Annotated in this window: 3 protein-coding genes; all 3 read right to left on the bottom strand. The window is 49.2% G+C overall.

Annotated features, from left to right (window positions below):
* Positions 1-36: 36 nt before the first annotated feature.
* The 3 genes from ACXN9U_RS03615 to ACXN9U_RS03605 all read right to left on the bottom strand — a co-directional run bounded on the left by ACXN9U_RS03615 (position 37) and on the right by ACXN9U_RS03605 (position 13,642).
* Entirely contained in the window at positions 37-1,191 is a 1,155-nt protein-coding gene (locus ACXN9U_RS03615; protein WP_489202181.1) for a cytochrome P450, read from the bottom strand.
* An 83-nt stretch (positions 1,192-1,274) separates the two neighbouring features.
* Complete coding sequence (locus ACXN9U_RS03610; protein ID WP_489202180.1) at positions 1,275-7,490, bottom strand: beta-ketoacyl synthase N-terminal-like domain-containing protein; 6,216 nt, start codon at positions 7,488-7,490, stop codon at positions 1,275-1,277.
* Entirely contained in the window at positions 7,487-13,642 is a 6,156-nt protein-coding gene (locus ACXN9U_RS03605) for a type I polyketide synthase (protein ID WP_489202179.1), read from the bottom strand. The genes ACXN9U_RS03610 and ACXN9U_RS03605 overlap by 4 nt, the downstream gene beginning before the upstream one ends.
* Positions 13,643-13,662 lie beyond the last annotated feature (20 nt).

Here is a 13,662-nt window from a genome sequence, read left to right as displayed (position 1 = left end):
AAGAGGCTTCACGTGAAGCCTCTTTTATTTTTTCGCTCAAAACTCAACAAGCAGCCTGTCAACGCCGTGAAATACAGGGCTCGGAACCAGATTCGGCTCTTGATCCTCAGTAAAACGCCATGCGGGCATCTGTTCAAAAAAGTGAGAAAGCGCAATGTTCGCTTCAATCCGGGCCAGCGGCGCTCCTAAACAATAATGGCTGCCCTGACCGAATGACAGATGCTGATTCGGCTTTCGTCCCAAATCAATTTGATCGGCATTTTCAAACTTCTTTTCATCTCTGTTCGCCGATCCAATCCACGCATACACTTTTTCTCCGGCCGGAATCGTTTTTCCGCCAATCTCGCTCTCAATCGCAGTATAGCGGGTTACCCGCTGAATGGAAGGTCTGAGACGGATGACTTCCTCAATAAAGTCAGGGAGGAACGCCTTATTTTCAAGCAGCCGGGGCAGAATATGCGGAAACTCCTTGAGACTGAGAAATGAATTTCCGATCACATTTTCCGTCGTTACGTGCCCCGCGACGATCAACAAGCCGCAAAAACCGATTAATTGCTTGTCTGACAGCGGCTCTCCGTCTAAATCAGCTGAAATTAAATGGCTGATTAAATCATTTTCCGGCTGTTTTCTCCGCTGTAAAATAAACTGCATGAAGTATCCGATCATCTGCTTTTGCACTTCATTCATTTTCTTTTCATCTTTTACATTCTGGCTTTGGTCGACCCAGCTTTTAAAGATATCCCTGTCTTTCGGAGGAAATCCTAAAAGCTCTGCGATCACGATAATCGGAAGCGGAAATGCGTAATCTTCAATAATGTCCATCCTGCCTTTTGAACGGACGGCCTGAAGCAGGTCATCAGCGATAGCGGCTATACGCGGTGTAAGAGTCTCAACCGATTTCGGCATGAACGGCTGATTGACCAATTTTCTGAAGACGGTGTGTTCAGGCGGGTCCATTTTCAAAAGGCTGTCTTTGTTAATATGCCGGATCATTTTTTCCTGCTTGTCCGCACTTAAGTATTTATGATCGGAAGAAAAATGACTGTAGTCAGAAATCACCCGCTTCACTTCATCATAGGTGAAGATTTCCCAGCAATCTTCCTTTTCATTGTAATGAACGGGAGAGGTTTCTCTCATCGTTTGGTACCACTTGTACGGCTGCTGCTGTCTGATTTTTGTTAAACTGGTCATTTTCATTCCTCCAAGATGTGATTAAGATTTGAAAAGACCCGCCAAAGCTTACGGCAGTAAACCCGGCGGGCGGATATGTGAATTTACGGTCTTGTTTTGGCGGGCTGCTTTTGCATCTCACCATGCACGTTCATTATCTTTTCCTGCAGCTGCAGGAAGCTGTGTTCTGTCATTCCGTCTGCCGAATATAAAACGACGCAAAATTCAGAAATCGTTTCAGCTGCGCTGTCTTCAGCCAATAACGTCATATGGTTGGATACTGACACATCCATGATGGCGATATTTGTCATATGCTCTTCCCACTGGCTCCAGTAGTTGACGAAATCAGCAGATAAAATATCGGCCCTGATCGTAAAATACGGATCAAGCTCGCCCAAGAAAATACCGTTTTTATTTCGGAAATAATAGCATGTCACCCCGTTTGGATCCGGAAGCGGCAGGAGTTCGTAATCAGTGATTTCGTAAGCGTCCTGAACGTTTATATTCTGCCTGATCAGATTTTTCACCAACGCGTCCGTCTTCGTTAACCCCTTCTGTTTGGCTTTTGCAATTAATTGCTCTAAAAATATGTCTTCATGAAGATCGGCATCTAGTTCATCACGGTGAATCAAGGTTTCAGAAATGCGTTCCGGATGTTGATAAATTGGTGCAAATAAAGCCATGTTCACCGTCTGCAGCATCATATTTTTATCAAATAATTCATCAGGAATGTTTATTTCCCGCGCACCCGCCGCGTCAAAGGAGTCGAGCATGACGATTGATTCAACGGTCTCTCCCGCCAGCTGCAATTGCCGGGTGACTTCATAAGCAAGCATGCCCCCTAATGAATAGCCGCCTACATCGTAAGGACCCCGGGACTGCACGGTACGTATGAGCTTAACGTAATATTCCGCCATGTGTTTTATGCCGCGGATCGGTTCCCGGTCTGTCATCCACCCTCTTGCCTGAATTCCGTAAAAAGGACGCCCGGTCCGTTCGGCAAGAGGCTGGTACAGCTCCACTGCCCCCAGCGCGGAATGAAACCAGAAAATCGGTCTTCCCTTTCCTTCCGGGTTAAGACAGATCAGCTCGGGCGGTTCTTGATCATCTGTCTCTTCTGATATATCGTTTTGTTTCGTATGTTCCCCATGTGCTTCCTCAGTGTCTTTTTGGACAGAACCGGTCAGATACCCGGCTAATTTTGCGATTGTCGGATATTCATAGACCAGATTTGCCGTAATAGACGCTTGATAGGTTTTATTAATGGACTGAACCCATTCCACACCGATAATAGAATCCAGCCCCATATCAATGAATGCCTCATGCTCATCAATATCTTCCGGCTTCAGAAACAGGATGTCCGCAAGGCTTTCTTTGAGCTCTTTGCGCAAAGTGCCGTCAGAGATGCCGGCAAGGGGAGTTTCTGCTTCCGGGATTTGCGGACGTACCGATGTTTCCTCCGCTTCAGCATACTCGGGTTTCTTTATTTGCCCCGCTATATATTCCGCAAGCTCCCCAAGCGTCGGGTGTTCATACACCTTATTGGCTGTAATCTCAGTGTGGTACGTTTTATTTACTGTTTGTATCCATTCAACCCCGATAATGGAGTCAAGCCCCATATCGATGAAAGGCTCTTCAGCATCAATATCTTCCGGTGACAAAAATAAAATATCTGCCAGGCTTATCCTCAATTCTTCAAGCAATGTTCTATTGTCTTCGGAAACGGCTTTTTCTGGCTGCTGGACAGAACCAGTACAATCCAAAGGCTGTAACACGATCGGTTTTTGCAATGTCTCCGGTTCAAACGCTGTCATTTCGATCTCAGTTAAAGGACTCAGAGAAATCAGTCCTTCATGTTCAGGCTGTGGCGAAGACGGGAGAACGGTTTGCGTTTCAGACTTTTTCATGGCTTGACCTGATAAAGAACTGTTTATATCAGCCGCCCAATACCTTTCTTTTAAAAACGGGTAGGCAGGCAGCGGCGTTTTATAATATTGCCCTCCATCAAAAAGCCGTGTAAAAGGAAGGTCATATCCTCTGCAAAAAAGGTCAGCGATATGTGCCAGGCTTTCTCTGTACTGTGCGGGCGAAGCCGCCGAGCGGCACTGTTCAATGCACTCCATTCCGAATGTTTTCATTCCGGCTTCTTCTGCCGGCTTCTGATCCTTCAAATTGGACACAAACACACTCGGAAGCTCTCTTTTTACAAGCCACTCCGATAATACCCGCTTCAATTCGTCCGCGCTGCTTACGATACAGGCAAACCGGTGATGCAGATGCTTTCTGCCGAGGAGGAGGGTATAACTTATATTTCCCAGATCGCTATCTTTGTTCTTGCTGAGAACATCCAGCAGACGTTCTGCCTGAATTTCCAGCTGACGCTCTGTCCGCGCAGATAAAGGAATGAGGCAGGCCGGTTTTGCCGGTGACCGGCGCACGGTTTGCGGCGCCTCTTCAATAACAAGATGGGCATTTGTTCCGCTGAATCCGAATGAACTGATGGCGGCTCTGCGCGGTGCATCCGGATGCCGTTCCCACGGTATCAGCTTTTCATTAACAAAAAACGGACTGTCCGCAATTTGAATATGCTGATTGGCTTGATGAAAATGCAGGGATGCCGGAATCTGCCGATGCTTCAGCGACAGCAGGATTTTAAACAGTCCGGCCATCCCCGCGGCCGCAGCGGCATGTCCGAGATTGGTTTTCACAGAGCCGATGGCGCAATATTCTTTTTTATCCGTATAGCGGCGGAAAGCGCGCGTTAAGGCGCCGAATTCGATCGGGTCGCCCAGTGCAGTGCCTGTTCCGTGAGCTTCCACCATTTGAATGGTTTCCGGATCAATGTGAAAAGTATCATAGACATGCCGCTCCAATCGTTCTTGAGAAAGCGCGCTTGGAGCGGTTATTCCGTTTGTAGTGCCGTCCTGATTCATTGCAGAGCCTTTTATGACGCCGTACACATGATCTCCGTCACTAACGGCGTCGCTAAGACGTTTCAGCACCACGGCTCCCACGCCTTCACCCGGCACGAAGCCGTCCGCGCTTTGATCAAACGTATGGCAGCGCCCGGTCGGTGACAGCATATTCGCCTTATTTGACGACTGATAAAAAGCGGGAGTGGATTGAATGAAAACCCCGCCCGCCACCGCCATTTCCGTTTCTTTCGTCCAGAGCCCCTGACATGCCAAATGAATGGCTGTCAGCGAACTGGAACATGCTGTATCAACAGTGATCGCCGGACCTTGTAAATTAAGGTGATAGGCGATCCTTGCCGGAGTGACAGAATTATGATTGCCCCAAAAAGCCTGCGCGGGCCCCTGCTGTTTAAAAATGGCCTGGTAATCTCCGCCGCAGGAGCCGGCATACACGCCGCATTCCCGGCCTTTTACCGAGTCTCCCGCATATCCCGCATCTTCAAGCGCTTTCCATGTTTCTTCCAAAAACAGCCTCTGCTGAGGGTCCATATAGGTCGCTTCACGTCCCGATATATTAAAGAAAACGGGGTCAAAACATTCAATGCCCTCTATAAAACTGCCATACTGGCATTGGCTGTCAGAGACATCCCATCTGTCTGCTTTTTTAATCAGATCCCGTCCGGCGGCTAAGTTTTCCCAAAGCTCATGGACATTCTCCGATTCAGCAAACCGCCCGCTCATCCCGATAATCGCGATCGGTTCTTTTTCAGGTAACACAGCTGCTGATTTTACTGTATCGGCCGGATCCTTTTGTTTGGGGCGGTACGTCCTTTGATACGGTTCAGAAACACTGATGACGATTTTCCCGATATTTCCGCGGTCATCCAGACAGTGATACGCTTCTTTTATGTCTTCAAAGGAAAAGATTTTTGAGATGACAGGCTGAATGACTCCCTCTTCCGCCAGCCGCTGCAGTTCCAATTGATAGTCCTTGACCTGATCCGGATTTTGAAGGGACAGCTTCCGCAAATCCACGCTGTGAAACGATTGATTGTTATGAAGGACGGACAAGTCGACTGATTTAGCGGATTTCAGCGCAGTCATGGCAATTTCGATATATCTTCCGCCAGGCGCCAGGCAATTCATTCCTTTTTGCATGGCATCACCGGCCAGGGTATTAATGACTACGTCCACCCCGCGGCCGCCGGTCATTCGCATGATTTCCGTTTCAAAGTCTTCTTCTAAATAGCAAATGGTATTGCGGATCCCGAGCGAATGCAAATACTCAATTTTTTTCTGTGATCCGGCCGTGGCATATATTTCCGCGCCGATATGCCGGGCCATTTGCACCGCGATCAGCCCCGTTCCTCCCGTCGCGGTCTGAATTAATATTTTTTCGCCTTTTTTAAGTCCGGCTTTCCGGAAGGCGTCTATCATTGTCACCGCCACGGTGGGAAGAGCGCATGCTTCTTCAAAGGTCAGCCGGACCGGTTTATGATAGACTTGATGTTCTTTACATGTGATGAGATTCGCCTGAGATCCAAATTCCTCTCCCATGCCGACAATCACTTCATCACCTGGAATGATGGATGTTACATGCCTCCCTGTCTTGATCACGACGCCGCTTGCTTCAAATCCGGGAGTGAATGGATAAGGCGGCATCGTCGGGTACAGCCCTCTGACACAAAGCAAGTCTCCGAAGTTTAAAGAAAAGGCGCGGACGGCTATTTGAACTTCGTCATCTTTTGTCTTGGGCACTTCACTGCGGGCAATCGTCAGATCTTCAATGCCGCCCGGACGGTCAATCACAATCCGGAACATTCCCGAGTCATCGGACTTTGCGAAAGAAGGCGGCATACGTTCTTGTTTCGGTTTCTGATAACCGTTTTCTTTTCTTTCCGTCTGCAAAGGTTTTTCAGCAGGCCGTTCTTCCTGAAGCGCCGGACGGATTTTCGCTCTTTCGGTCTCCAAAGATGAGGCTATGGTGGTTTCATATTCTGCCGAGATATAACCGGTCAGCAGTTTCACATGATAGTAATCAAATAAAATCGTTGTCTGCAGTGTAAGATTCAATCGCTTATTAATCTCGTTAATCACATTGACGGCTAAAATGGAATCAATGCCGTATTCTGAGAAATTCAGTTCTTCCTGAATATCCTCTTCTTTCATTTTTAATACATCGGCAATACTTGTTTTGATGACAGAGCGGACATGGGAAGCGACCGATTCCCCATCAGCCTTAACAGCTTGATGCTCCTCTGGCGCGCGGCTGCGGGAAACAGGCTGTGCGGGCTTTCGGAAAACTTCGGCCGGGGCGGCGTATGGCTTTCTGCCGTCTCTGATCCCTTGCATCCGGACGAGTCCGTCACTCTCAGCTGCGATAATCTGCTGACCTAAATCATGAGCCGTTTCAGCAGGGAAACAAACCGCTCTGTATCCTTCCGAATGCAGCACACGCTCCCACGATTTTGGATATAAGCCGGGACTTCCCGGAATCCGAAGCTCAGCATCCTCATAGGACCACCAGCCGTCAAGCAGCCCGAAGGTTAAATGGGTAAAAACAGAACGATCGCTGATTTCGTTTATCAGAATCATCCCGTTGTATTTCAGGAGCGCTTTCAGACGGCGCAGTGTCAAACCGATATTTTTTGTGGCGTGAAGCACATTGGCGGCGATGACAATATCGTAAACACCCGTTTTGATATTTTGTGATTCGCAAGGCTCCTCCGCATTAAACAAGGCTGTTGTCAAATACGGCACATCAGGTCCGTATTCCTGTTCGGCATGCATTAAAAAAGCTTTAGAAACGTCCGTATAACAATATTCCGCAATTTGTCTTGCAAATGGTTGCAGTTTTGTAAACAGCATGGCGCTCGTTCCGCCCGTCCCGGCCCCTACTTCTATCAGCCTGATGCCGGCATCGGGGTGTTCTGTAAGATAGGCTTTCAGGTAAGCGGCCGCGGAATCTGCTAACACTTCATTAAAATAATCCGCAACGGGATTATGCTTATAAACACCTTCAACGAGCCGCATTGATGAATCGGGAAATACGATATCCGTAGCCGGACGTTCCCCTTTTAAAATTGAAGGCATCGCTTTTATCGTCGCCTCGGCCAATTCAGCTTGCGCAAGCTCCCCATTTGGAAGCAGGCGTTTATGGGCATTCCACTCGTTCCAGACTGTGTGGCCGTCCGGACGCTGATCCGTGAGAAGAGTGATCGTGTATCCGTCATACGCGATATATCCGTTTTCTTTTAATAGATTCAGGCTTTCTTCCAGCCATTTGCCGTATGTTCCGATCACGCCGGCGTTCCGCATGGATGCTGCAGCTGTGGTGACAGGCTCGCTGAAAAAACCGAGTGATTGTAATTGGTAAAATAGCAGTTTGCAAAGAAGGCTGTTCATATGCGCAACTCCATTTCTCGTTTTAAAGTCTCAAGCCGTTCATTCCGATCCGGATTTTGCCGCTTAACGCTTTCCATAAATGAAGGCTCCGGGCCGGATACAACCGTTATTGCATCTTGATTCGTCAGTGCGGCTAAGCCATGCGGAGCAGCTTTGATGAATGCCGCTTGGCTGAACGGTTCTGATAGTAAGACTTCCAGCGCCTCCATTGCTTCATCGGGTTCAATAGAACCGATCCCTGACGCCTCCATCCGTTTTCTGTAAGATGGGTCTGAGACAACGCCCAGACTGCCCCAATATCCCCAATTCATGACTTTCACTTCACAATCAACAAAGGAAGCGATATGGCGGGCAAAGGCGTCTTGAAATGTACACCCTGCCGCATAGTTGCTTTGCCCGGCATTTTTTGTGAAAGAATTAACGGATGAGAAAAACAGCACAAAATCAAGCGGTTCTCCCTTAAAAGCTTCGATCATTCGGACGCTCGTATTCACCTTAGCTGAAAAAGCGTTTCTGAAAGAAGCTTCATCCATATTCGCCATACTTTTGTCGGCAAGCGTTATCGCGGAATGGATGACTCCCGTTATATTGCCGTACTGCTCTCTTACGGAACGGACGGCCGCTTTAAGCGCGGCCGCATCTTGAGCATCAGCCTGTATATAATGCGGCGCGGGGCCTGATAGCGCCAGCCTGTCTATTTTGCTCTGAATCTCCTGATCCTTCGGCCGCCTGCCGATCCATATCATCCGTGCCTTGTAACGGGTGATCATGTATTTGCTCCATGCTTCTCCGATGCCGCCCGCTCCGCCGATGACAGCATAAACGCCGCCTTCTCTGTACGACATACGCGGAGCGGAACTTGTCAGCACCCGGACTGTTTTTTGCTTGTGCCAAGCTCCGTTACGGTACGCGGCAGCATTTCCGTCCGGATCTGGAGGAAGGCTCCAGATGTTTTTCATCTCAGACGAATCACTGCCTTCTTCTGCATCAATCAGCCTGATGTCCCAGTTCGGATATTCTTTTGCCAATGAACCGATCAAACCGTGTACGCCTGCATGCTCAGGCTGCGGCAGATCACCCAGATACACGGACTGTGTCTGCCGGGTGACCGCCGTAAAGCTGATGTTTCGGTTTCCATACCCGAGTGACAGCAGCGCTTTGATGAAACGGAAACATTGAATCACCCCATTCTCCTGCTCATCAAGCATTTCCTGACTGACGGATGCGGGTGCGAAACGATCGGGCGCAATCCATAAGAAATGGCGGATATCCTGATACCCGGCTGTCAATTCACGTAATGTTTGCTCACTTGAATGATCCGGCGTCTCCTCCAGATGGGCGCGGGGCCACATTTTTGCCGCAGCCTTTATGGTATTTCCCGGCTTACCGATGATCAGCAATTGTTCCTGATCAACCGCTCGATTTTCTTCCAGAGAAAAGAAAGTTTTGTCCCAAACAGGGGCAAGCATCGCCGTCTGAATTTCCTGCCGTTTGCTTTCGGTTTGGTTTGTCTGCCGGACAGGCCGGCAGGAGAAGCCTGTCAATCTCATACAAACAGCGCCGTTTTCATCACATAAATCAATATCCAGCGTCAGCGCTCCGTTACCTGACCGATCGCTCTGTTTGCGGACAAGCGCCCACATCGTTTTCTGAGTCGGCTGAAATATTTCTGCCTGCCGCAGGGAAAACGGCAGCATCGGAGTGTCTCCGGCAGTATCTGAATCGGCACCCAGTGACGCCTGAAACGCGGCATCTAGAAGGCTCGGATGGATGACAAACTGATCGGCGGTACTGTCTGCCGTTTCCGGCAGCGACAGCCGGGCTGCAGCACCCCTCTCTCCGATCATCAGCTGATCAATTCCTTGATGGCTCGGCCCGTATATCATACCCGCATGCCGGAAAGCCTGATAAACCTCATCAGACGTCATAACCGATTGGCTGCAGCCGGACAGCCAGCCCTCTAAGTGAACTGACGGAACCGCTGCTATCTCTCCTGATACCGCGGTGCCTTTACTGTATAAAATCCGTTCTCCCCCAGGTTTTTCCGATAGGCTGTAAATCGTAAATTCAATGTCTTCATTTTCCTTAAGGATAAGGCTGATATGGACTTCTACATCTGTCCCCTTATGAACAACAGGCCTCATCCATATGAGATCTTTCAAATACATTCCTTTACGTCCGTCCGGCACAGCGTATGCGGCACGCTCAACGGCCGCCCTGACCATTTCGATCACGGCGGCTCCCGGGAGCACCTTCTGCCCATTGACTGTGTGATCAGTGAAAAAGAATTCCCGTCCGGTAAAAACAGAGGTGAATTTCAGCTCCCAAAGATCGGATGTGTTTTCATGAAGCAGCGGATGGATCACCGTTTTGCCGTCATCCCTTTTTGGAACCGCCTCGGCTTCATCTTGAATCCAGCATCTGACCTTTGCAAACGGATAGGCGGGAAGGCTGATTCTCCGGGGTTTTTGTCCCGAATATAACAAGTTCCAGTCCACATCGACTCCCTGCACCCACATGTTCAGCAAATGACCGTACTTTCTCTTTTTCAGCCATTTGACCATGGCTTCCTGCAAATCTTCATCAGATTCAAACACAGCCACTGTCTCATGATTTCGCTTCGCCCGCCCCCTGTAAAGATGCGGTGCGTTTTCATTTTCCAAGTACGATCTGAGCTTGTCCTCCAGCTCCTTAAGGGAGTCCGCAATGAGAGCCAGCCGCTCATCCATCGCTTCCCGCCCCGCTTGTAAAGTATATGCGACATCAAATAAGTCCGGCTTATCCGTATGCTTCTTTTGAAGAAAAGCAAGAAGGCGCTCCGCATATTCTGTCAAACGCTCCCCATTTTTTGCAGACAGCAGAATGACAGCCGGCCCTTGGCTGCTGATTGCTTGTTTTACAGGAGCCTCATATTCTTCAATAATGATATGCGCGTTAGAACCGCCCGCACCAAAGCTGCTGATCCCCGCCCTGAGCGGCTGTTCTTCTCCGCCTGCTGAAATCCGTTTCCAATCTGTTAATTCATGGCAGACGGAAAACGGTCCTTCATCAAATTGGATATTCGGATTTAAAATATCTGCATGCAAAGATGGGACGATTTTTTTGTGCTTCATCTGCAGCAGCACTTTTGTGACAGCAGCGATGCCTGCTGCAGATTCCCCATGTCCGATATTTGATTTGACAGACCCGATGAGACATGTTTCAGGAACATCACCGAATGTATCGGTTAAAGCCCGGATTTCAATCGGATCGCCTAATTTCGTCCCTGTCCCGTGCGCTTCCACATAGCTGATCTGGCCCGGGGATACCCCCGCTTCCTGTAAAGCTTGAGAAATGACTTCGCTTTGCGCCTTGGGATTCGGTACGGTGTAACCGCTCGCTCTCCCGCCATGATTAATGGCAGCTCCTTTAATGACGCCGTAAATCCGGTCTCCGTCTTGTACGGCGTCTTCTAAACGTTTAAGAAGCAGCACTCCGACCCCTTCTGCCGGAATATAGCCGTCACCCCCGGCGCCGAAACTCCCGCAGTGTCCTTTAGATGAGATGAACTGCCCCTGGCTCAGCATGAAGTACTTGTTAGGATGAACGGTGAGATTCACTCCGCCGGCAAGCGCCGCGCGAATCCGATGATCCCGCAGATCCCGGCACGCCATGTACAAAGAAGTCAGCGAACCTGAACACATCGTATCGACCGAAATGCTCGGCCCTTGAAAATCACAAAAATAGGAGACACGGTTAGCAATGGATGAAATCCCGCCTGGGAGCCCGATATGCCGTCCTTTCACTCCCGCTTCAGCCGCGAATAGCGGGTATTCCTGATACATGACACCGGCATACACACCTACCTGACGGCCCAGTTCAGGTGATGTCCTCGTATATCCCGCATCCTCCATGGCCATCCACGCATGCATTAAAAACAGCCGTTCCTGAGGATCAAGGTGTTCCGCTTCACGTGGGGAAATCTTAAAGAACTCAGGATCAAAATCGGCGATCCCGTCAATGAATCCGCCCCATTTGCTGTAGATCGCTCCCGGCGCCGTCCGGTCCTCGGAAAAGTAATGTTCCCATTTCCAGCGGTCTTTCGGAATTTCGGCAATACAATCCTTTCCTTGTTTGAGATTATCCCAAAACGCATCGATATCATCTGCCTGCGGATACTTGCCGGAAATTCCGACAACGGCAATATCCAGCGGGTTTCCTTTCGTTTTCTGACGGCTTTGATTCCCGGACGGGGCAAAAGACGCATTTTCAAGCCGATTTGGCTGAAGCACTTCTTTCACAGACGCATTTTTCAATTCCGCCAGCTGTTCCCCTGTATGACTGAGGACTGCGGCATCAAATGAGAGAAACCCGTCTTTTTTATGTTTGATTGTATTCACCACATAGACGGTATCAGACATGACAGGTCCGTAAAGCGTCAGCCTCTCAATCATGAGCGGGACGTGAATCCGCTTTTTCAGCTGCAACTCTTCTTCACCGAGCGACATATAACAAGAATTCAATATAAGCGGGTCAAATGCAAAGTGATGCAGATCGCCTTTTTCTTTTTTTCCTGATAAGTCCAGCTGCAATAAAAAAGAGCTCTCACTCATTTTGTATCCCGCCGTTACCGTTTTCAGCATCGAGCCTATCGTGAAGTCGGCAACCGAATCGTACAGACGGGAAATGACATCCGGCGCCACCTTTTGTGCATGCGACTTCATTTGTTCAACGTCATATGATTTTTTTATGAGTGCCTCTGTATATCTGCTTATTTCTCCTTCGGCACATGTCTTCCGGCTTTCTTTACCGGAGACAGTGCAGCTTGCGGTAAAGCGTTCGGCACTCTTTTCTGCCGTAAATGAAATGTCAATCTGTGCGGCCTCTCCCGGCTCCAGGGTGACGGGCCCTCCCGTAAAACGGATATCTTTCAGCTCGGCGGGATACGTGCCGGAATGAGACGCTCCGGATGCTTCAAGCACCAGACACGGATACACTGCACCCATCAGTGCCGGTTTGCCGAAAACCAGATGATCCTGAAGGAATGCTTCATGTTCATAGAAGGTAAATGTCTGACTGCCCGATTGCGTTTCAGAAACCGGTGCTGCATCCGCGACAAGGCCGGAAGATTCATCTGTTCCTTTTGTTTTTATGTCTTCAAGCAGTTCGGATATGCTGCTGCACTCAAATAACAGAGTCGGATTCAGCCGCAGATCAAACGCCCCTTCGATGTCTTTAATAATGGCCAGAAGCTGTGACGATTCAAGCCCTAATTCAAAAAACACGGTGTGCGCATCATTTCTTGTGACAGGACGGCCTGCGTATGTCGAGAAAATGCGGTATAAGGTTTCCTCCATCTGCTGAACGCCTGGTATCAGCTGCCGGTCTGTCCGCACCTTTTTGGCTGTCAGGCCGAGCAGTGAAGCAATATGCACACCGCTGGGGTTGTAAAAATCAATATCCATTTTCACCATTTCTGAAGGTGTGCCGGATTTTTTCGAAATCACCGCGTAACAGCGCTCCGTAACGGTCTCAGCGGCAATAAACGACTCATAATAAATCGGTAAAAACAAACCGGCGCCTGCAGCTGTCTGCAATACGCCGGAGGCCATGGCGGCACCGTCCATCAGCGCGGGGTGAAAGAGAGCGCCGGGGAGATTTTCCTGGCATGAATCAGACTGCCGAATATCAAGGAAACATTCCTCTTCATTTGCATAGATCTCTCCCTCCGATTTCATCAGCCCGTCATGCGACAGTCCGCGGCTTCTCGCGGCTTCGTAAACTGTATGCAAAGAGACTGACGGAAGTGCGGCTTGTTGTTTTTTCTCCCCTGCGTCAAGGCGCCTATCTGATGAGAAGACTCCTTCATGCACCTCCGCTGATAAGAAAACCGTCCCGGAATCCGCCCCGCAAATCGAGGCAGTCCAGAACTCCTTTTCTTTACTGAATATGACACTCACATCAAGCGGCTCTGACCGTTTCACTGATAAAGGATGATAAATGGTCACCCTTTTCAGACAGATGGAACGGAATGAAAGATCAAGGCATTGCTTTGCCAGCTGATACAGCATATCAATATAGGCCAGACCGGGCATGACAGATTCTCCGTGAACAAGATGGTTTTTCATAATGGGATGTTCTGCCGTCAGGCGCAGATTCACTGTTTTTTTCATGGTTAGTCCCCTTTTAAAAA

This window comes from Bacillus sp. BACIII, assembly GCF_057836745.1.
The sequence above is the reverse complement of the archived record's forward strand: the minus strand, read 5'-3'. Positions and strand labels throughout refer to the sequence as shown.